A 19,068-nucleotide genomic window follows, 5' to 3' on the forward strand; every position below is an offset into this window, starting at 1 on the left:
CCCCAAACCCCGCCCCGGTATCCTGCGGCTGTTCCCCACCCTCAGAGCCGAAGGGCAAACCGTGAGTGCCATCCGCCCGGCAGCCGTCGTCGTTCTCGCAGCGGGTGAGGGCACCCGTATGAAGTCGGCCACACCCAAGGTGCTGCACCAGATCTGCGGCCGCTCCCTCGTGGGCCATGTGCTCGCCGCCGCCCGCGAGTTGAAGCCCGAGAGCCTGGTCGTCGTCGTCGGCCACGCCCGTGAGCAGGTCACCGCGCATCTGACGGAGACCGACCCGGCCGCCCGCACCGCCGTGCAGGAGCAGCAGAACGGCACCGGACACGCCGTACGGATGGGCCTGGAGGAGCTGGGCGGGACCGTGACCGGCACCGTCGTCGTGGTCTGCGGCGACACCCCGCTGCTGACCGCCGAGACGCTGCGCGGCCTCGCCGAGACCCATCACGCCGACGGCAACGCCGTGACCGTGCTGACCGCCGAGGTCCCGGACGCCACCGGGTACGGCCGGATCGTGCGGGACGCGGCGTCGGGCGCGGTGACCGCGATCGTGGAGCACAAGGACGCGAGCGCGGAGCAGCGGGCGATCCGGGAGATCAACAGCGGGGTGTTCGCTTTCGACGGCCGGCTGCTGGCGGACGCGCTGACGAAGGTGCGCAAGAACAACAGCCAGGGTGAGGAGTACCTGACCGATGTGCTGGGGATCCTGCGCGAGGCCGGGCACCGGGTCGGGGCGTCGGTGGCGGGTGATCACCGGGAGATCGCGGGGATCAACAACCGGGTGCAGCTGGCTCAGGCGCGCCGGATTCTGAACGACCGGTTGCTGACGCTGGCGATGCTGGACGGTGTCACCGTGGTGGACCCGGCGACCACGTGGGTGGATGTGACCGTGACGTTCGAGCGGGACGCGGTGGTGCACCCGGGTACGCAGCTGACCGGTGCCACGCATCTCGCGGAGGGCGCAGAGGTCGGCCCCAACAGCCGGCTGAAGGACACCAAGGTGGGCGCGGGGGCGCGGGTGGACAACACCGTGTCGGACGGGGCCGTGGTGGGTGCGGGGGCGAGCGTGGGGCCGTACGCGTATCTGCGGCCTGGGACGCGGCTCGGTGCGAAGGGCAAGATCGGGACGTACGTCGAGACGAAGAACGCGCGGATCGGTGAGGGCACGAAGGTGCCGCATCTGTCGTACGTGGGTGATGCGACGATCGGTGAGCACACGAACATCGGTGCGGCGAGTGTGTTCGTCAACTATGACGGGCAGGACAAGCACCACACGACGATCGGGTCGCATTGCCGTACGGGTTCGGACAACATGTTTGTGGCGCCTGTCACGGTCGGGGACGGTGCGTACACCGCCGCCGGGTCCGTGATCACGAAGGATGTGCCGCCCGGTTCGCTGGCCGTGGCCCGTGGTCAGCAGCGGAATATCGAGGGCTGGGTGGCTCGTAAGAGGCCGGGGAGTGCGGCGGCGAAGGCTGCTGAGGATGCCTCCCGGCAGGTCGGTGGCGAGGACTGACCGGAAACGGGTGCGTCAAAGTCGGCGTACCGTGATAAGTGCACATCCGCACGTGTGCACCCGCACCCCTACCAGCTGATTCGGCCTCTCACGCTCGGACGGGAGGCCGGTCGAGACGTCGGCTGGGTTGAGACAACCTCTGAGGAGACAGTGCTGTGACCGGGATCAAGACGACCGGCGAGAAGAAGATGATGTTCTTCTCCGGCCGCGCCCACCCCGAGCTTGCCGAGGAGGTCGCCCAGCAGCTGGGTGTCGGGGTCGTCCCGACGAAGGCCTTCGATTTCGCCAACGGTGAGATCTACGTTCGCTATCAGGAGTCGGCCCGTGGTGCGGACTGCTTCCTGATCCAGAGCCACACGGCTCCGATCAACAAGTGGATCATGGAGCAGTTGATCATGATCGACGCGTTGAAGCGTGCGTCGGCCCGCTCCATCACGGTGATCGTGCCGTTCTACGGTTACGCCCGTCAGGACAAGAAGCACCGGGGTCGTGAACCGATCTCGGCGCGTCTGATCGCGGATCTGATGAAGACGGCGGGTGCCGACCGGATTCTGACCGTGGATCTGCACACGGATCAGATCCAGGGCTTCTTCGACGGTCCGGTGGATCACCTCTTCGCGCTGCCGCTGCTGGCGGACTACGTGGGCGAGCAGGTGGACCGGAACAAGCTGACGGTGGTGTCGCCGGACGCGGGCCGGGTGCGGGTGGCGGACCGTTGGTGCGACCGGCTGGGCGCGCCGCTGGCGATCGTGCACAAGCGGCGTGACAAGGACGTGGCGAACCAGGTGACCGTCCACGAGGTCGTGGGTGAGGTCAAGGGCCGGGTCTGTGTGCTGGTGGACGACATGATCGACACCGGTGGCACGATCTGCGCGGCCGCGGACGCGTTGTTCGCGCATGGTGCGGAGGATGTCATCGTGACGGCGACGCACGGTGTGCTGTCGGGTCCGGCGGCGGACCGGCTGAAGAACTCCCGGGTGAGCGAGTTCGTGTTCACGAACACGCTGCCGACGCCGGCGGAGCTGGGTCGTGAGCAGGACAAGATCACGGTGCTGTCGATCGCTCCGACGATCGCGCGTGCGGTGCGTGAGGTGTTCGAGGATGGTTCGGTGACCAGCCTCTTCGACGAGCAGTGAGGTTTCTTCAGGCCGGCCGCCTCGGCTAGCTGAAGATCCTTTTGGTGCGGCCTCCGGGTCCGGGTAAGCTTCTGGAGTTGCTCGGCGAGGGAGGCCGTACGCGTGCGTACGGCGGTCCGTTATCGACGCGCTCTTCGTAGCAGGCCGTTCGTGGCCGGGTGACCACGTCCGTTCCTAGTACTACGAGGAGTGATTCACATGTCCGAGGTGAAGATCGCCGCCGAGTCCCGCACCGAGTTCGGCAAGGGTGCGGCCCGCCGCATCCGCCGTGAGAACAAGGTTCCGGGTGTCCTGTACGGCCACGGTTCCGACCCGGTGCACCTGACCCTGCCGGGCCACGAGCTGCTGCTGGCGCTGCGTACGCCGAACGTCCTGATCTCCCTGGACATCGACGGCAAGTCCAACGAGCTGGCGATCCCGAAGTCGGTCGTGCGCGACCCGCTGAAGGGCTTCCTGGAGCACGTCGACCTGCTGCTGGTCAAGCGCGGCGAGAAGGTCAACGTCGAGATCCCGGTGCACACCGAGGGCGAGCTGGCCCCGGGTGGCAACCTGCTGGAGCACGTCCTGTCCGCGCTGCCGGTCGAGGCCGAGGCCACGCACATCCCGGAGTCGGTCACCGTCTCCGTGGAGGGCCTGGAGGCCGGTGCCTCCATCCACGCCAAGGACATCAAGCTCCCCAGCGGTGTCTCGCTGGCCGTCGAGGAGGACGCCGTCGTTCTCCAGGTTCTCCAGGCCCAGGCCGAGGAGACCGAGGGCGAAGAGGCCGCGGCCGAGGGCGACGAGGCCGCCGAGGCCTGATCCTCGCCCCGTCATCATCTGTTCAGCCGCCGCTCTCCCGCACGGGGAGCGGCGGCTGGCGCGTATCAAGGAGACATGGACGTGACCACCCCCGCCAGTGACCCCTGGTTGGTTGTCGGGCTCGGGAATCCCGGGCCGGAGTACGCGATGAACCGGCACAACGTCGGTTTCATGGTGGTGGACCTGCTCGCGCGGCGGATCGGGGGGAAGTTCAAGCGGGCGGGGAAGGCGCAGGCGCAGGTCCTGGAGGGCCGGATCGGTCCCGCGGGTCCGGGTAATCGCCGGGTGATCCTGGCGAAGCCGATGTCGTACATGAATCTGTCCGGTGGCCCGGTGAACGCGCTGAAGGACTTCTACAAGGTGCCGGTGGCGAACATCGTGGCCGTGCACGACGAGCTGGACATCGACTACGGCACGCTGCGGCTGAAGCTGGGCGGCGGTGACAACGGGCACAACGGTCTGAAGTCGATGACGAAGGCGATGGGCGCGGAGTATCACCGGGTCCGGTTCGGGATCGGTCGTCCGCCGGGCCGTATGCAGGTGGCGGACTTCGTGCTGAAGGACTTCTCGTCCGGTGAGCGCAAGGAGCTGGACTACTTCGTGGACCGTGCGGCGGACGCGGTGGAGGCTCTGGTGACCGAGGGCCTGGAGCGGGCGCAGGGCACGTACAACTCCTGACTTGTACGGCTTTGCCGCCGGGCCGAGTTGACCGGTCGCAGGGGTATGGCCAATGATCCCGGCCATGCCCCCCACCGCCAGCCGTTCCGCCCGTCAGGCGTCCGTGTCCGCGTTGCGGTTCGGGCGGGTCGCGACGATGGGTGCGATCGCCGCGTTGATCGTGTTCGCCGGGGTGTGGGGTTCCTGGGGGAACGCCCAGCATGTGCTGCTGACCAAGGGCCGCGAGCAGGGCACGGTGAAGGTGACCGCGTGTGCGGACGGTACGTGCAGTGGGGCGTTCTCGCCGACGTCGGCGGGGGCGCGGGCCCGTGCGCGGGTGGAGATCGCGGAGGCGGTCGCGGTGCGCAAGGGGCGGACGTACGACGTGGTGCTGAAGCCGGGTGGTGCGGACGCGCTGCGTTCGGGTCCGGCGGGGATCCTGTACGCCTGGGTGCCGCTGGGCGGCGCGTTGCTGCTGGCCTCGGTGGTGGTCGCGGGCGGGATGCGGCTGCGGCGGGTGGCGTGGGGGCTGGGGCTCGCGGGCGTGGGTCTGCTGACGGCGGCGTTCATCGCGGTGCAGTGAGGCCCTGACATGGGGGTGCCCCCGGGGTCGTACGACCTCGGGGGCACCTTTGTCCCGGCTGTCGGTCAGCCGGTGTTGCGCAGGCCCGCCGCCACGCCGTTGACGGTGAGGAGCAGGGCGCGGGAGAGCAGCGGGTCGGGTTCGCCGCCGGTGGCGGCCTCGTCGCGCTGGCGCTTGAGCAGGGCGACCTGGAGGTAGGAGATGGGGTCCAGGTAGGCGTCGCGGATGGTGAAGGTCTGCTTGAGGACGGGCTGGGCGTCGAGGAGTTCGGTGCCGCCGGTGATGCGCAGGACCTCGCGGACGGTGAGTTCGTGTTCGGCCTTGATGGTGTCGAACACGTGCTTGAGTTCGTCGGGGACGAGGGTGTCGACGTAGTGCTGGGCGATCCGCAGGTCGGTCTTGGCGAGGGTCATCTCGACGTTGGAGATGAAGTTGCGGAAGAAGTGCCACTGTTCGTGCATCTCGTCGAGGACGCCGTCCAGGCCCGCCTCGCGCAGGGCCTTGAGGCCGGAGCCGACGCCGAACCAGCCGGGGACGATCTGCCGGGACTGGGTCCAGCCGAACACCCAGGGGATGGCGCGCAGTCCGTCGAGGGAGACGCCGGAGCCGGGGCGGCGGGAGGGGCGTGAGCCCAGGTGCAGGTCGGCGAGCTGGTCGACCGGTGTGGAGGCGAGGAAGTACGTCGGCAGGTCGGGGTCCTCGACGAGTTCGCGGTAGGCGGCGTGGGCGGCGTCGGAGACGACGTCCATGGCCGCGTCCCAGCGGGCGAGGGCCTCGTCGGACTGGCGGGGCGCGGTGTGCAGGGCGGAGGCCTGGAGGGTGGCGGCGACCGTCAGTTCCAGGTTCTCCCGGGCCAGGGACGGGATCAGGTACTTGTCGGAGATGACCTCGCCCTGTTCGGTGACCTTGATCTCGCCTTCGAGGGTGCCCCAGGGCTGGGCGAGGATGGCGTCGTGGGAGGGGCCGCCGCCGCGGCCGACGGTGCCGCCGCGGCCGTGGAAGAGGCGCAGGCGCACGCCGTAGCGGTGGGCGACGTCGCGCAGCCGGCGCTGTGCGCGGTGGATCTCCCACTGGCTGGTGGTGATGCCGCCGAACTTGGAGGAGTCGGAGTAGCCGAGCATGACCTCCTGGACGTCGCCGCGCAGCGCGACCAGGCGCCGGTAGGACGGGTCGGAGAGCATGTCCTCCAGGATGGTGTCGGCGGCGCGCAGTTCGTCGGTGGTCTCCAGGAGGGGGACGATGCCGATCTTGGCCCAGCCGGCGTGCAGGTCGATGAGTCCGGCCTCGCGGGCGAGGACGGCGGCGGCGAAGACGTCGTCGGCGCCCTGGCACATGGAGATGATGTAGGACTCGATGACCTCGGGTCCGAAGACGTCGAGGGCCTTCTTGACGGTGCTGAAGACGCCGAGGGTCTTGGCGCCGGCGGCGTCGACGGGGGCCGGGCTGGGGGCGAGCGGCCGGCGGGAGCGCAGTTCCTTGGCGAGGAGCTTGGTGCGGTACTCGCGGGGCATGTCGGCGTAGCGCCAGGATTCCTCGCCGAGCCGGTCGAAGAGCTGGCCGAGGGCGTGGTGGTGGGCGTCGGCGTGTTCGCGGACGTCCATGGTGGCGAGCTGGAGGCCGAAGGCGGCGAGGGTGCGGATGGTGCGGGCGAGCCGGCCGTCGGCGAACAGGGCGCCGCGGTGGCGGCGCAGGGATTCCTGGATGAGGCGCAGGTCGGCGAGGAGTTCGGCGGTGCCGAGGTAGTCGCGGCCGTCCTCGTGGGCGGTGCCCTTGGCGAGGCGCTGCTTGGTGTTCTCCAGCTTCTGCCGGATGCAGGTGGCCTTGAGGCGGTAGGGCTCCTCGGCGTTGAGGCGCTTGTAGCGGGGGCTGATCTCGGGCAGCCGGTCGAGGTCGGTGCGCAGGGAGTCGAGGAGTTCCTCGGTGGCTCCGGTGTAGCGGATGGAGTTGGAGAGGAGTCCGCGCAGTTCGTCGATCATCTCCAGGGCGTCGTTGATGCCGTGTTCGTGCTGGAGGATGAGGACGTCCCAGGTGACCTGGGGGGTGACGTTGGGGTTGCCGTCGCGGTCGCCGCCGATCCAGGTGCCGAAGGTGAGGGGGCGGGTGTCGTCGGGCAGGTGGACGCCGACGCGCTCCAGTTCGGCGGTGAGGTCCTCCAGGACGTCGCCGACGGCGTCGGCGTGGAGTTCGTCCAGGTAGTAGATGGCGTTGCGGGCCTCGTCGGCGGGTTCGGGGCGGACGACGCGCAGTTCGTCGGTCTGCCACACCAGGTCGATGTTCTCGGCGAGGCGGATATCGTGGCGGCGGCGGTCGGAGTCCAGGACGGGGGTGTCCAGGAGGGCCGCGATGCGCCGGAGCTTGTTGAGGACGGACCGGCGGGCGGCCTCGGTGGGGTGCGCCGTGAAGACGGGCCGGACGTTGAGGTGGTGGACGGTGGACCGCAGGTGTTCGGGGTCGGCGTCCTTGAGGCGGTCGGCCGTACGGGCGATGAGGCCGCCCTCGGCGGCGCGCCTGGCGCGCAGTTCGCGGCCTCGGTGCACCTGTTCGGTGATGTTGGCGAGGTGGAAGTAGGTGGAGAAGGCGCGGACGAGCTTGGCGGCGGTCTCCAGTTCGGTGCCGCGCAGCAGCTCGGCGGCGGCCTCTCCGTCCTCGCGGGTGAGGCGGCGGACCTTCTCGACCAGTTCGAGGAGTTCGGGGCCCTCCTGCCGTACGAGGGTCTCGCCGAGGAGATCACCCAGGCGGCGGATGTCGGCGCGCAGCTCGGTGCTCGTCGTGGTGGTCTGGTCGTCGGCACTGCTCACAGGTGCGGCTCCTTGCAGTGTTGAAGCGTCTCGGGGAGGTACCCGGCCGTCTGCCGCGCGGCCTGTGCCGCATACGGGCCGGAGCGTCCGGGAAGGAAACTTCAGCGGACCGCGCTGTCCGACCGATTCCAAGGATAGGTGTCGATGGGGACGCGCAGGCTCTCAGGGCTCTTGCCGCCGCTCGACTCACTGCCATACTTACGTTGCCGTAGGTTACGGAACCGTAGGGACGTACGGACTCCCCGCGTCCGGTTTCGCCGGCCCGGCACACCCACCCCCGACCCTCGACCCCACAGGGGACGCGCATGACCTCACATTCCGATGTGATCGACGAAGCCCGTAAGGCCACCGACACTTCCCCTCCGCTGGCCACGCTGGGCGGTGAGAAGAAGCGGTCGATCGAGCAGATCACGCTGCTGCTGTTCATCACCGTTCCGTTCCTGGCGCTGGTGGCCGCGGTGCCGCTGGCCTGGGGCTGGGGGGTGAGCTGGCTCGATGTGGGCCTGCTGGTGTTCTTCTACTACCTGGGGTGCCACGGCATCACCATCGGTTTCCACCGCTATTTCACCCACGGTTCGTTCAAGGCGAAGCGGCCGCTGCGGATCGCGCTGGCGATCATGGGGTCGCTGGCGGTGGAGGGGCCGCTGGTGCGCTGGGTGGCCGATCACCGCAAGCATCACAAGTTCTCCGACGCGGAAGGCGATCCGCACTCCCCGTGGAAGTACGGCGAGACGGTTCCGGCGCTGCTCAAGGGACTGTGGTGGGCGCATATCGCCTGGATGTTCGACGAGGAGCAGACCTCGCAGGAGAAGTACGCGCCGGATCTGGTCAAGGACCCGGCGCTGCGGGCGATCTCCCGGCAGTTCGTGCTGTGGACGGCGCTGTCCCTGATGCTGCCCGCGCTGATCGGTGGCCTGGTGACGATGTCCTGGTGGGGCGCGTTCACCGGGTTCTTCTGGGGTTCACTCGTGCGGGTGGCGCTGCTGCATCATGTGACGTGGTCGATCAACTCGATCTGTCACGCGGTGGGCAAGCGGCCGTTCAAGTCACGGGACCGCTCGGGCAATGTGTGGTGGCTGGCGGTGCTGTCCTGCGGCGAGTCCTGGCACAACCTGCACCATGCCGACCCGACGTCGGCGCGGCACGGGGTGATGCGCGGGCAGCTCGACTCCTCGGCCCGGTTCATCCGGATCTTCGAGCGGCTGGGCTGGGCGTACGACGTGCGCTGGCCGTCACGCTCGCGTATCGATTCGCGCCGTAACGACGCGGATGGCGGCTCCCGGCGCCGGAAGGAGGCCGCTGAGGCGGCATGATTGACGCCGTGGCGACCGATTCCAGCAGCAGTCCAGGAACTGACAAAGACAAGCAGCGGCGGACCCGCCGGACCCGTATGACCGGTGCCGAGCGCCGCCAGCAGTTGCTGGAGATCGGTCGCACGCTCTTCGCGGCGAAGGGGTTCGAGGGCACCTCGGTGGAGGAGATCGCGGCGAAGGCCGGGGTCTCCAAACCGGTGGTGTACGAGCACTTCGGCGGCAAAGAGGGGCTGTACGCGGTGGTGGTCGACCGTGAGATGCGGCGCCTGCTCGACATGGTGACCGGGTCGCTGACGGCCGGCCATCCGCGTGAGCTGTGCGAGCAGGCGGCGTTCGCGCTGCTCGACTACATCGAGGAGTACACGGACGGTTTCCGTATCCTCGTGCGCGATTCGCCGATCCCGCAGTCGACGGGGTCCTTCGCGTCGCTGATCTCCGACATCGCCACGCAGGTGGAGGACATCCTGGGCCGCGAGTTCAAGTCCCGCGGCTTCGACCCCAAACTCGCCCCCCTCTACGCCCAGGCCCTGGTCGGCATGGTCGCCCTGACCGGCCAGTGGTGGCTGGACGTACGCCGCCCGAAGAAGGCGGAGGTGGCCGCACATCTGGTGAACCTGGCCTGGCACGGCCTGGACGGCCTGGAGCAGCGACCGCGGCTGATAGGTCATCGGAAGAGCTGAGGCTCACTGGAAAAGGTGACACTAGTGGTCACTTGAGTGCACCTTGTGGAATGATGGCCGCATGACTCAGATCGCGATCAGTTCCGCTCGTTCCCAGCTCGGCGACCTCGTTCGTCGCGCTGCGCACAGTCGCGAGACCATCGCCCTGACCGATCACGGGCATGTGGCCGCGCTCCTCGTATCGCCACAGGTGATAGAGGACCTCGAGGACGCCTTGGCGGTCGCCGACTACCAGCGACGCAAGGCGGAGGGGACGCTGGGCGAGGGCATCCCGATGGCAGAGGTGCGCAGGCGACTGGGGCTCGAAAAGCCGTGACCTACGAGATCATCTTCGAACCGCACGCCCTCAATGCCGCGACACGGTTCCTGGAGGACGACCCCGCGGGGCTCGCCAAGGTACTGAACGCAATCGACGAGCTGGCGCACAATCCGCGGCCGGTGGCATCGGCGGCGTACGGCCCGGATATCCGTCGCCTTCGCGTCGACGCCTACCGCGTCCTCTACGTCATCGATGACGCGGTGATCCACATCCTGGTCACCCACCTCGGCCGGACCGTCTGACCGGTTCCAGGAACTCCAGCCGGTTGCCGACCGGGTCCTCGGAGTAGAAGCGGAGGTGGCCGGGGAGGTTGTCGTCCCAGGTCACAGGGGCGCCGCGGGTGGTGAGCCGGGCGGCGTAGGACTCGATGTCGCGGACCCGGAGGCCCGGGTGGGCCTTCTTCGCGGGGTGGAAGGCGGGGTCGACGCCGAGGTGGAGGCGGACGGGGCCGGCCTCGAACCAGCAGCCGCCGCGGGCCGCGAGCACCGGCGGTTTGGCGACCTCGGTCATGCCGAGGACATCGACGTAGTACGAGCGCAGCGCGTCCTCCGATCCGGGCGGCGCCGCGAGCTGTACGTGATCGAGGGCCACCAGCACGGTCAGGCCCCCTTCACGGCGACGGCGAACAGACGGCGGAAGGGCAGCACGGTGCCGTAGGGCGCCCGCGGATAGGCCGCGCGCAGCAGATCGCGGTATTCGGCGAGGAACGCGTCCCGCGCCTCGGGGTCGTCGGCGAGCACGGTCAGGACGGGCCGCAGCCCGGTGCCCTTCACCCAGTCCAGGACCGGGTCCTCGCCCTCCAGGACGTGCAGGTACGTCGTCCGCCAGACGTCGGTGGCGCAGCCGAGGCGGGCGAGGCGGTCCAGATAGGTGCCGGGGGTGTGCACGGAGTCGGTGCGGCGCAGGACCCCGGCGAGCCGGTCGCGCCAGCGCGGGGCGGCGGCCAGTTCGCGCATGAGGACGTGCTGCGGGGCGTCGACGTTGTCCGGCACCTGGAAGGCGAAGGTCCCGCCGGGCGCGAGGGCCCCGATCCAGTCGGCGAACCGGTCGAGATGCCCCGGCACCCACTGGAGGGTGGCGTTGGAGACGATCAGGTCGTACGTCTCCCCGGGCGCCCAGGTGCGGGCGTCGGCGCGGGCGAAGTCCAGCCGGCCGCCGCCGGGGGTGGGGCCCTCGTGCCCGGTGTGGGCCGCGTCCAGCATCTCGGGCGAGTTGTCGTAGCCGGTGATGTGCGCGGTGGGCCAGCGCCCGGCGAGGCTCGCGGTGACATTGCCGGGGCCGCAGCCGAGGTCGGCGATGCGGGGCGGGGTGCCGGGCAGGTCGGGGACGCGGCTGAGGAGGTCGGCGAAGGGGCGGGCGCGGTGCCCTGCGTGCCGGAGGTACTGGCCGGGGTCCCAGGTCGGTGTCGTCATGCCGTCCACCTTCCCGCCCTATGTATCTCGACGTCAAGATACTTGAGTAAAAGATACTCGATTCCAAGAGACTTCACGTCGACACAACCACTACACTGATCTCATGGAGGACGAGGTCGATCGGCTGGTCGCAGCATGGCGCCGGGAGCGCCCGGACCTCGACGTGGAGCCGCTGGAAGTACTCAGCCGGGTGAGCCGGCTCGCCCGGCACCTGGACCGCGCCCGTCGGCTCGCGTTCTCGGAACACCAGCTGGAGCCCTGGGAGTTCGACGTGCTGACCGCGCTGCGGCGCGCGGGCACGCCGTACCAGCTCTCCCCCGGGCAGCTGCTGACCCAGACCCTGGTCACCTCCGGCACCATGACCAACCGGATCGACCGCCTGGCGAAGAAGGGCCTGGTCGAGCGGCTCCCCGACCCGAGCGACCGGCGCGGTGTGCTGGTGCGGCTGACCGACACCGGCCGGGACCGCGCCGACCAGTCCCTCGCGGGGCTGCTGGCGCAGGAGCGGGCCATCCTCGGTGAGCTGTCCCAGGCGCAGCGGGCGGAACTGGCGGGCCTGCTACGCCAGTTGACCGCCCCGTTCGACAACGTTCCCGGTTAGGTCCACCGGGCCCACCCCGGCCCGGCGGGCGAGGGCGACGGCGGCCAGGGTGGAGTGGACGCCGAGTTTGCCGAGGACGTTCTGCATATGGGTGCGGACGGTGTGCGGGGAGAGGTACAACCGCTCGGCGACGGCCTTGCGGCCCAGGCCCGCGACCATGCAGCGCAGCACCTCGCGTTCCCTCGGCGTGAGGGACTCCACCAGGCGTTCGCTCTCGCTGCGATGTCTGCGGGCGGCGGTCAGCTCCTTGAGCACGCCGGTCAGCAGGGCGGGCGGCAGATGCGTCTCGTCGCGCAGCACGCCCCGGATCACCGCGAGCAGCCGCGACAGCGAGCAGTCCTTGGCGACCCAGCCGCAGGCACCGGCGCCGAGCGCGAGGGCGGCGCGGCGCGGGTCGTCCTTCCCGGCGAGGACCACGGTGCGTACGGCGGGCTGGGCGGCGCGCACCCCCGCGACCAGCGAGAGCCCGTCGACCAGTCCCTCTTCCTCCGCGTCCCGCACGGGCACCGGCGAGCGGCCGCCGGTCGGCCTGCCGCCCAGGTCGGCGTCCACGAGCAGGACGTCGTAGCGGCGACCCTCGGCGACGGCCCGCTCCAGACAGCGCAGTGCGGCCGGGCCGCTGCCTGCGGCGGCGACCTCGACATCGGGCTCGGCGGCCAGGGCGGCGGCGAGCGACTCGGCGAAGATGCGGTGGTCGTCCACGACCAGGACTCGGATACGAACCACAGAACCCCCTGAACGGCACCGGCCCCCAACCGGTCGCTGGTATCTCAGCGTACGGATACCGGCACGCAGCGGAAGGAGATTTACAGAACTGGCCGTCCGGCGCGTTTATGGTGTGCCGCATGTTTCGTATCGAGGCGGAAGTCGACAAGGCACGACAGGAACTGCTCCGCAACCGGCTGCTGGACACCAACACGGCGGCCTCCCCGGTCCTCGCGGCCCTGCGCGGCACCCCCGCCGAACGCGAAGTCCCCCTGCACGTCTGGGCCCTCGATCCCGCCGGCGCTCTCGCGGGTGGTCTGGTGGGCCACACCTGGACCGCCTGGCTGCACGTCACCTATCTCTGGGTGGACGCCGCCCACCGCGGCACGGGCCTCGGCTCCCGCCTCCTGGCCCGCGCCGAGCACCTCGCCGGCACCGACCGCGCCTGCACCGCCGCCCGCCTGGAGACCTGGGACTTCCAGGCCCCGGCCTTCTACCGCAGACAGGGTTACGAGGTGGTGTGCGAGATCCCCGACTATCCGCCGGGGATCACGGAGTACACGCTGGTGAAGCGGCTGCGCTGACGTCAGACCAGGCGCCGCGCCCCCGCCGACGGCACCGCCTCGAACACCCGGGGAGCCTTGAGCTGCGCCGCGGCGAAGGCCGTTTCCAGGGCCTCGGTCAGGGAGGGGACGTCGGCCGTGTCGGTGAGGACGATGGCCGAACCGCCGAAGCCGCCGCCGGTCATACGGGCGCCCAGCGCGCCGTGGGCGAGGGCCGTCTCCACGACCAGGTCAAGTTCCGGGCAGGAGATGCGGAAGTCGTCGCGCAGCGAGGCGTGGCCCTCGGTGAGGATCGGGCCGATGGCGCGGGGGGTACCGGCGCGCAGCAGGGCGACCGTGCGTTCGACGCGCTCGTCCTCCGTGACGACATGGCGGACCAGACGGCGGATCTCCTCCTCCTCGCCCAGCCGGGCCAGCGCCGCGTCCAGGTCGGCGTAGGCGATGTCGCGCAGGGCGGTGACGCCGAGCAGGGCCGCGCCCTTCTCGCAGCCGGCCCGGCGTTTGCCGTACTCGCCGCCGCTGTGCGCGTGCTTGACCTGGGTGTCGACCACGAGGAGGCGCAGGCCCTCGGCCGCGAGGTCGAAGGGGATCTGCCGCTGGGACAGGTCGCGGGTGTCGAGGAAGAGCGCGTGGCCCGGCTCGCAGCACGCGGCCGCGGTCTGGTCCATGATCCCGGTCGGCGCGCCGACGTAGACGTTCTCGGCGCGCTGGCACAGCCGGGCGAGCCGCCACCGGGCGAGGTCGAGGCCGTACAGATCGCGCAGCGCGAGGGCGATCACGACCTCCAGGGCGGCGGAGGAGGACAGTCCTGCGCCGGTGGGCACGGTCGAGGAGAGGTGGATGTCCGCGCCGGTGACCGGGTGGCCCGCCTCGCGCAGGGCCCAGACGACGCCCGCCGGGTACGCCGTCCACGCGGGGTCGCCGCCCGGTGCGAGCGTATCGAGGCGCAGTTCCACGACGCCTCCTGCCATGTCCGCCGAATGCAGGCGCAGCAGGCCGTCGTCCCGGCGGGAGACCGCCGCGACCGCCTGGTGGGGCAGGGCGAACGGCATGACGAAGCCGTCGTTGTAGTCGGTGTGCTCGCCGATCAGGTTGACCCGTCCCGGCGCCGCCCACACTCCCTGCGGACGCGCTCCGTACAACTCGGCGAAGCGCTCGGCGACCTGCTGTGCCCCCACTAGTCCTCCTTGGACAGCTGCTGCGCGAACTCCCAGGCGTCCGCGACGATGCCCGCGAGGTCCGCGCGGGTCGGGTTCCAGCCCAGCTTCTCGCGGGCGGTGTCCGCGGCGGCGACCAGGACGGCCGGGTCGCCGCCCCGGCGTGGCGCGACGACCTCGGGGATCGGGTGCCCGGTGACCTCGCGGACGGTCTCGATCACCTCTCGGACGGAGAACCCGTTGCCGTTGCCGAGGTTGCAGATCAGGTGCTCGCCGGGGCGTGCGGCCGTCAGCGCCAGCAGGTGCGCGTCGGCGAGGTCGGCCACATGGATGTAGTCGCGCACACAGGTGCCGTCGGGCGTCGGGTAGTCGTCGCCGTAGACGGAGATGGCGTCGCGGCGGCCCTGGGCGACCTGGAGGACCAGCGGGATGAGGTGCGACTCGGGGTCATGGCGCTCGCCGTACGCGCCGTACGCGCCCGCCACGTTGAAGTAGCGCAGCGAGACCGCGGCGAGGCCGTGGGCGTTGGCCTCACTGGTGATCATGTGGTCGACGGCGAGCTTGGACGCGCCGTAGGGGTTGGTCGGGCGGGTCGGGGCGCTCTCGGTGATCGGGACCTGCTCGGGCTCGCCGTAGGTGGCGGCCGTGGAGGAGAAGACGAGGGTGCGCACGCCCGCCTCACGCATCGCGCCGAGCAGGGCGAGGGTGCCGGCGACATTGTTGTCCCAGTACTTCTCGGGCTTCACCACGGACTCGCCGACCTGGGAGAACGCGGCGAAGTGCAGCACGCCGTGGTACGAGGCGTCGAGCCACTTGGCGGCGTCGCGGATGTCGCCCTCGATGAAGGCGGCGCCGGCCGGGACACCCGCGCGGAAGCCGGTGGAGAGGTTGTCGAGGACGGTGACCTCGTGTCCGGCCTCCAGCAGATGCTGGGCCACCACGCCGCCGACGTATCCCGCGCCACCCGTCACCAGGTACTTCATGAAGTCGCTACCTCTCGCAGTCGCTCGGCCGCGCGTTCCGGCGGCACGTCGTTGATGAACACGTTCATGCCGGACTCGGAACCCGCGAGAAACTTCAGCTTGCCGGGAGTGCGGCGGATGGTGAAAAGCTCCAGATGGAGCGCGAAGTCCTCCCGTGTCACCCCGTCGAAGCCGGTGAGCGCCCCGAACGGCGCCTGGTGCCAGGCGGAGATGTACGGCGTCGGCGGCTCGCCGGTCCCGAAGATCCGGTCGAATCGCCTCAAGAGTTCCAGATACACCTGGGGGAACTCTGTGCGCGCCGCCTCGTCCAGGGCGAGCAGATCGGGGACGCGGCGCCTGGGGTACAGGTGGACCTCGTACGGCCAGTGCGCCGCGTACGGCACGAAGGCCACCCAGTGTTCACCCGCCAGGACGACCCGTTCGGCGGCGAGTTCACGCTCCAGGACGGCGTCGAAGAGGTTCTCCCCCGCGTGGGCCGCCTTGTGGTCGGCGAGCGAGCGGAGCATCAGCGCGGTGCGCGGGGTGGTGAAGGGGTAGGCGTAGATCTGTCCGTGCGGGTGACCGAGGGTCACACCGATCTCGGCGCCGCGGTTCTCGAAGCAGAACACCTGCTCGACACAGGGCAGCTGCGACAGCTCCGCCGTGCGGTCGGTCCACGCGTCCAGCACCAGGCGCCCCTGCTCGGGGGTCAGATCGGCGAAGGAGGCGTCGTGGTCGGAGGTGAAGCAGACGACCTCGCAGCGGCCAAAGTCACCGGCGAGCGAGGGGAAGCGGTTCTCGAAGACGACGACGTCGTACGAGGAGTCCGGGATCTCACTGAGCCGCTCGCCCTCGGTCGGGCACAGCGGGCACTGATCGGCCGGCGGGTGGTAGGTGCGGCCCTGCCGGTGGGAGGCGACGGCGACCCGGTCCCCGAGCAGCGGATCGCGGCGGATCTCGGAGGTGGTGGCCGTGCGGTCCAGCGGGCGGCGGTCGACGGCGTCGCGCACGGTGTCGTCCCGCAGGTCGTAGTAGATCAGCTCGCGACCGTCGGCCAGCAGGGTCGGGGTCTTCTTCACGCCGGACTCCTCTCAACAGAATCAAACATAACAAACCACAACCCGACACAGAATCAGATCATCACAATCGAACAAAGATCACCATCAGAAGTGTTCATTTTCTAAATACACAGGCGTAGGTTCCGCTCTGATCAGTTCGCGCAACGAAGCGAGTTCTTATGCAAACCCCCACATACGCGCACACGTATCTGGCGGCGGCGGGGCTACGGCTCCCGACCAACTGGCTGGACTACACGATCCTGGCGATCTACTTCGTCGTCGTGCTCGGGATCGGTTTCGCCGCCCGCCGCTCGGTCAAGACCAGCCTCGACTTCTTCCTGTCCGGACGCTCGCTGCCCGCCTGGATCACCGGCCTCGCCTTCATCTCGGCGAACCTGGCGGCCACCGAGATCCTCGGCATGGCCGCCAACAGCGCCCAGTACGGCGCCTACACCGTGCACTGGTACTGGATCGGCGCCATCCCCGCCATGGTCTTCCTCGGCCTGGTGATGATGCCCTTCTACTACGGCAGCAAGGTCCGCTCGGTCCCCGAGTTCCTGCTGCTGCGCTTCGACAAGGCAGCCCATCTGCTCAGTTCGATCCTGTTCGCCTTCGCCGCGATCCTGATCGCCGGCGTCAACCTGTACGCCCTCGCGATCGTGGTCGAGGCCCTGCTGGGCTGGCCCCAGTGGGTGGCCATCGTGGTCGCCGGCGCCTTCGTCCTCGCGTACATCACCCTGGGCGGTCTGTCCTCGGCGATCTACAACGAGGTGCTCCAGTTCTTCGTGATCCTGGCCGCGCTCATCCCGATCACCATCCTCGGGCTGCGCAAGGTCGGCGGCTGGGGCGGACTGACCCACAAGCTCGCCGAGACCCACGGGCACAACTTCACCACCGCGTGGGGCGGCACCGGGATCGGCAGCACCAACCCGCTCGGCGCGAACTGGCTGACGATCGTGCTCGGCCTCGGTTTCGTGCTCTCCTTCGGCTACTGGACCACCAACTTCGCCGAGGTCCAGCGCGCCCTGTCCGCCAAGAACCTCTCGGCCGGGCAGCGCACACCGCTGATCGCCGCGTACCCGAAGATCTTCATCGTCTTCCTGGTGATGATCCCGGGCCTGGTCGCGGCCGCGCTCGTGCCCAACATCGGCACCAGCGCCTCCGGCCTCCAGTACAACGACGCCATCCCCTACCTGATGCAGGAACTGCTGCCCAACGGTGTGCTCGGCATCGCGGTCACCGGTCTGCTCGCCGCGTTCATGGCCGGCATGGCGGCCAACGTGTCGTCCTTCAACACCGTGTTCACCACGGACATCTGGGCGAAGTACGTGGTGCGCGGGCGGGAGGACGCGTACTACGTCCGCTTCGGCCGCTGGATCACCGTGATCGGCGTCTGCGCCTCGGTCGGCACGGCGTTCCTCGCGTCGTCGTTCTCGAACATCATGTCCTACCTCCAGACGCTGTTCTCCTTCTTCAACGTGCCGATGTTCGTCGTCTTCATCATCGGCATGTTCTGGAAGCGGGCGTCGGTCAAGTCCGGCTTCTGGGGCCTGCTCGCGGGCACCGTCACCGCGATGGTCAACTACTTCGTGCTCTACAAGAGGGGGATCATCTCCATCCCCTCCGACCAGGGCGCCAACTTCGTCTCGGCGATCGCCGGGTTCCTCGCCGGCGCGGTCGTGATGGTCCTGGTGACGCTGTTCACCGAGCCGAAGCCCGCGCGGGAGCTCCAGGGCCTGGTCTACGGCACCCGGTCGCCGGGGATGTCCGAGCCGCCGGCCCCCGGTGACGACGCGTGGTACCGCAAGCCGGCACTGCTGGGCTGGGGCGCGGTCGTGCTGGCCGCACTCTGCTACATCCCGTTCTCGTTCTGACGCGGGAGGATCGAGGGAACATGTCCGAGAACTCCGAACACCATTACACCGAGGGCGAGATCGCGCGCGAGGTCACCGAGCTGGAGACCAAGTCGGCGACGGCGTCCCGCATCTTCGATCTGCGGCGCATCATCGGCGGGCTCTTCGTGGTCTACGGCGTGATCGTCACCATCACCGGCATCACGGACTCGCAGTCCGCGATCGACAAGGCGCAGGGGGTCAACATCAACCTGTGGACCGGGATCGGGATGCTGGCGCTGGGCGTCTTCTTCCTGGTCTGGCTGAAACTCCGGCCTGCGGCGCCTCAGCAGGAGGACTAGCGCCATCGGGGGGCGGCCCGTCCGCCGGGTGCGGCCGCGTCGTGGCTGATCGCGCAGTTCCCCGCGCCCCTGACGGGGCGCNNNGCGCGCGGCCAGCGCCGCCGCTTCCAGACGTGACCCCACACCCAGCTTCATCAGCACCCGCTGCACATGGGTGCGGGCCGTGCTCGGGGCTATGTGCATACCGGAGGCGATGACCCGGGTGTCCTCGCCGTCGGCGACGCGGACCAGGACCTCGACCTCGCGCGGGGTCAGGACGCCGAGCAGGCGCTGGGCCTCGTCGTCGGGCTGGGCGGCGGGGTTCAGCAGCTCCTCGAACGCCTCCTGGAGAAGGCCNNGCGGCGAGGGCACCGGGCCCAGCACCACGACCGCCACCTGCGGCCGCTCCCGCTTGATCTTGGCCACCGGGTCGAAGGCGCCCGGCTCGGCCGGGGCGGCCGTACCCAGCAGGCACACCTCGGGCGCCCGCGCGATCACCAGATCGGCGGCGCCCGCGGCGGGCGCGGCCGAGGCGAGCACCCGGTGCCCGCGCAGTTTCAGCGCCGATGCCAGTGCCTCCGCGAGCAGGCGATGGTCGTCCACGACCATGAGCCGTACTCCCATTGAGAAACCCCCCCAGTCC

At 69.7% G+C, this 19,068-nt stretch carries 20 protein-coding genes and 1 pseudogene; 13 read left to right on the top strand and 8 right to left on the bottom strand.

Annotated elements, in window-relative coordinates:
* The first annotated feature begins 61 nt into the window (after nucleotides 1–61).
* The 5 genes from glmU to CCN72_RS14035 all read left to right on the top strand — a co-directional run bounded on the left by glmU (nucleotide 62) and on the right by CCN72_RS14035 (nucleotide 4,684).
* On the top strand, nucleotides 62–1,510 hold the full coding sequence (glmU, locus tag CCN72_RS14015) for a bifunctional UDP-N-acetylglucosamine diphosphorylase/glucosamine-1-phosphate N-acetyltransferase GlmU (protein ID WP_086807816.1): 1,449 nt from the start codon (nucleotides 62–64) through the stop codon (nucleotides 1,508–1,510).
* A gap of 155 nt (nucleotides 1,511–1,665) precedes the next feature.
* Nucleotides 1,666–2,646: a ribose-phosphate diphosphokinase gene (locus CCN72_RS14020; RefSeq protein ID WP_037653747.1), complete on the top strand. Its 981-nt coding sequence runs from the start codon at nucleotides 1,666–1,668 to the stop codon at nucleotides 2,644–2,646.
* 198 nt (nucleotides 2,647–2,844) lie between these two features.
* Nucleotides 2,845–3,444 (top strand): 50S ribosomal protein L25/general stress protein Ctc, encoded by a 600-nt coding sequence (locus tag CCN72_RS14025; RefSeq protein ID WP_085565113.1) that lies wholly within the window; start codon nucleotides 2,845–2,847, stop codon nucleotides 3,442–3,444.
* 75 nt (nucleotides 3,445–3,519) lie between these two features.
* Nucleotides 3,520–4,122 carry an aminoacyl-tRNA hydrolase gene (pth, locus tag CCN72_RS14030; RefSeq protein WP_086807817.1) on the top strand — a complete coding sequence of 201 codons (603 nt, stop codon included), beginning with the start codon at nucleotides 3,520–3,522 and terminating at the stop codon, nucleotides 4,120–4,122.
* 52 nt (nucleotides 4,123–4,174) lie between these two features.
* On the top strand, nucleotides 4,175–4,684 hold the full coding sequence (locus CCN72_RS14035) for a hypothetical protein (protein ID WP_086807818.1): 510 nt from the start codon (nucleotides 4,175–4,177) through the stop codon (nucleotides 4,682–4,684).
* Nucleotides 4,685–4,749: 65 nt separating this feature from the next.
* Here CCN72_RS14035 and ppc read toward each other — a convergent pair whose 3' ends face one another.
* Complete coding sequence (gene ppc, locus CCN72_RS14040; protein ID WP_086807819.1) at nucleotides 4,750–7,482, bottom strand: phosphoenolpyruvate carboxylase; 2,733 nt, start codon at nucleotides 7,480–7,482, stop codon at nucleotides 4,750–4,752.
* Between the two features lie 305 nt (nucleotides 7,483–7,787).
* On the opposite strand from ppc, the gene CCN72_RS14045 reads away from it, so the two are divergent.
* The 4 genes from CCN72_RS14045 (at nucleotide 7,788) to CCN72_RS14060 (ending at nucleotide 10,036) form a co-directional block, all read left to right on the top strand.
* Nucleotides 7,788–8,795 (top strand): acyl-CoA desaturase, encoded by a 1,008-nt coding sequence (locus CCN72_RS14045; protein ID WP_086807820.1) that lies wholly within the window; start codon nucleotides 7,788–7,790, stop codon nucleotides 8,793–8,795.
* Complete coding sequence (locus CCN72_RS14050) at nucleotides 8,792–9,475, top strand: TetR/AcrR family transcriptional regulator (protein WP_085565118.1); 684 nt, start codon at nucleotides 8,792–8,794, stop codon at nucleotides 9,473–9,475. Before CCN72_RS14045 ends, CCN72_RS14050 begins: the two co-directional genes overlap by 4 nt.
* Nucleotides 9,476–9,536: 61 nt before the next feature.
* Nucleotides 9,537–9,791, top strand: coding sequence for a type II toxin-antitoxin system Phd/YefM family antitoxin (locus tag CCN72_RS14055; protein WP_086807821.1), 255 nt, complete (start codon nucleotides 9,537–9,539; stop codon nucleotides 9,789–9,791).
* On the top strand, nucleotides 9,788–10,036 hold the full coding sequence (locus CCN72_RS14060; RefSeq protein WP_086807822.1) for a type II toxin-antitoxin system RelE family toxin: 249 nt from the start codon (nucleotides 9,788–9,790) through the stop codon (nucleotides 10,034–10,036). The genes CCN72_RS14055 and CCN72_RS14060 overlap by 4 nt, the downstream gene beginning before the upstream one ends.
* Here the strand turns inward: CCN72_RS14060 and CCN72_RS14065 are convergent.
* Together CCN72_RS14065 and CCN72_RS14070 are read right to left on the bottom strand one after the other, a co-directional pair.
* Nucleotides 10,011–10,391: a VOC family protein gene (locus CCN72_RS14065; RefSeq protein ID WP_086807823.1), complete on the bottom strand. Its 381-nt coding sequence runs from the start codon at nucleotides 10,389–10,391 to the stop codon at nucleotides 10,011–10,013. The two genes, CCN72_RS14060 and CCN72_RS14065, sit on opposite strands and share 26 nt — an antisense overlap.
* A gap of 2 nt (nucleotides 10,392–10,393) precedes the next feature.
* Nucleotides 10,394–11,206, bottom strand: a complete 813-nt coding sequence (locus tag CCN72_RS14070) for a trans-aconitate 2-methyltransferase (RefSeq protein WP_086807824.1) — start codon at nucleotides 11,204–11,206, stop codon at nucleotides 10,394–10,396.
* 103 nt (nucleotides 11,207–11,309) lie between these two features.
* Between CCN72_RS14070 and tamR the strand changes: the two genes are divergently transcribed.
* Nucleotides 11,310–11,807 (top strand): MarR family transcriptional regulator TamR, encoded by a 498-nt coding sequence (tamR, locus tag CCN72_RS14075; protein ID WP_086807825.1) that lies wholly within the window; start codon nucleotides 11,310–11,312, stop codon nucleotides 11,805–11,807.
* Here tamR and CCN72_RS14080 read toward each other — a convergent pair.
* Nucleotides 11,766–12,533, bottom strand: a complete 768-nt coding sequence (locus CCN72_RS14080) for a LuxR C-terminal-related transcriptional regulator (RefSeq protein ID WP_085565122.1) — start codon at nucleotides 12,531–12,533, stop codon at nucleotides 11,766–11,768. The two genes, tamR and CCN72_RS14080, sit on opposite strands and share 42 nt — an antisense overlap.
* 119 nt (nucleotides 12,534–12,652) lie before the next feature.
* On the opposite strand from CCN72_RS14080, the gene CCN72_RS14085 reads away from it, so the two are divergent.
* Nucleotides 12,653–13,096 carry a GNAT family N-acetyltransferase gene (locus tag CCN72_RS14085; RefSeq protein ID WP_086807830.1) on the top strand — a complete coding sequence of 148 codons (444 nt, stop codon included), beginning with the start codon at nucleotides 12,653–12,655 and terminating at the stop codon, nucleotides 13,094–13,096.
* Nucleotides 13,097–13,098: 2 nt separating this feature from the next.
* Here the strand turns inward: CCN72_RS14085 and galK are convergent, their stop codons facing one another.
* The 3 genes from galK to galT are packed head-to-tail and all read right to left on the bottom strand — an operon-like array spanning nucleotide 13,099 to nucleotide 16,273.
* Entirely contained in the window at nucleotides 13,099–14,253 is a 1,155-nt protein-coding gene (galK, locus tag CCN72_RS14090; RefSeq protein WP_086807827.1) for a galactokinase, read from the bottom strand.
* Nucleotides 14,253–15,215: a UDP-glucose 4-epimerase GalE gene (gene galE, locus CCN72_RS14095; RefSeq protein ID WP_086807828.1), complete on the bottom strand. Its 963-nt coding sequence runs from the start codon at nucleotides 15,213–15,215 to the stop codon at nucleotides 14,253–14,255. Before galE ends, galK begins: the two co-directional genes overlap by 1 nt.
* Nucleotides 15,212–16,273, bottom strand: coding sequence for a galactose-1-phosphate uridylyltransferase (gene galT / locus CCN72_RS14100; RefSeq protein ID WP_086807829.1), 1,062 nt, complete (start codon nucleotides 16,271–16,273; stop codon nucleotides 15,212–15,214). Before galT ends, galE begins: the two co-directional genes overlap by 4 nt.
* 158 nt (nucleotides 16,274–16,431) lie before the next feature.
* Between galT and CCN72_RS14105 the strand changes: the two genes are divergently transcribed.
* Nucleotides 16,432–18,126 carry a sodium:solute symporter family protein gene (locus tag CCN72_RS14105; RefSeq protein ID WP_037653766.1) on the top strand — a complete coding sequence of 565 codons (1,695 nt, stop codon included), beginning with the start codon at nucleotides 16,432–16,434 and terminating at the stop codon, nucleotides 18,124–18,126.
* A 20-nt stretch (nucleotides 18,127–18,146) separates the two neighbouring features.
* Complete coding sequence (locus CCN72_RS14110) at nucleotides 18,147–18,446, top strand: hypothetical protein (RefSeq protein WP_085565127.1); 300 nt, start codon at nucleotides 18,147–18,149, stop codon at nucleotides 18,444–18,446.
* A gap of 84 nt (nucleotides 18,447–18,530) precedes the next feature.
* Here the strand turns inward: CCN72_RS14110 and CCN72_RS14115 are convergent.
* Nucleotides 18,531–19,049 (bottom strand): annotated as a pseudogene (locus tag CCN72_RS14115) (response regulator transcription factor); the annotation flags it as partial.
* Nucleotides 19,050–19,068 lie beyond the last annotated feature (19 nt).

It is taken from the genome of Streptomyces murinus, from assembly GCF_002154555.1.
Lineage (GTDB): Bacteria > Actinomycetota > Actinomycetes > Streptomycetales > Streptomycetaceae > Streptomyces > Streptomyces murinus.

Bases quoted from the DNA above. Each gene is read 5' to 3' on its own strand.
- CCN72_RS14025 (WP_085565113.1), top strand. From the start codon at position 2,845: ATGTCCGAGGTGAAGATCGCCGCCGAGTCCCGCACCGAGTTCGGCAAG.
- pth (WP_086807817.1), top strand. From the start codon at position 3,520: ATGGACGTGACCACCCCCGCCAGTGACCCCTGGTTGGTTGTCGGGCTC.
- CCN72_RS14035 (WP_086807818.1), top strand. From the start codon at position 4,175: ATGATCCCGGCCATGCCCCCCACCGCCAGCCGTTCCGCCCGTCAGGCG.
- CCN72_RS14045 (WP_086807820.1), top strand. From the start codon at position 7,788: ATGACCTCACATTCCGATGTGATCGACGAAGCCCGTAAGGCCACCGAC.
- CCN72_RS14050 (WP_085565118.1), top strand. From the start codon at position 8,792: ATGATTGACGCCGTGGCGACCGATTCCAGCAGCAGTCCAGGAACTGAC.
- CCN72_RS14055 (WP_086807821.1), top strand. From the start codon at position 9,537: ATGACTCAGATCGCGATCAGTTCCGCTCGTTCCCAGCTCGGCGACCTC.
- CCN72_RS14070 (WP_086807824.1), bottom strand. From the start codon at position 11,206: ATGACGACACCGACCTGGGACCCCGGCCAGTACCTCCGGCACGCAGGG.
- tamR (WP_086807825.1), top strand. From the start codon at position 11,310: ATGGAGGACGAGGTCGATCGGCTGGTCGCAGCATGGCGCCGGGAGCGC.
- CCN72_RS14085 (WP_086807830.1), top strand. From the start codon at position 12,653: ATGTTTCGTATCGAGGCGGAAGTCGACAAGGCACGACAGGAACTGCTC.
- galE (WP_086807828.1), bottom strand. From the start codon at position 15,215: ATGAAGTACCTGGTGACGGGTGGCGCGGGATACGTCGGCGGCGTGGTG.
- CCN72_RS14105 (WP_037653766.1), top strand. From the start codon at position 16,432: ATGCAAACCCCCACATACGCGCACACGTATCTGGCGGCGGCGGGGCTA.
- CCN72_RS14110 (WP_085565127.1), top strand. From the start codon at position 18,147: ATGTCCGAGAACTCCGAACACCATTACACCGAGGGCGAGATCGCGCGC.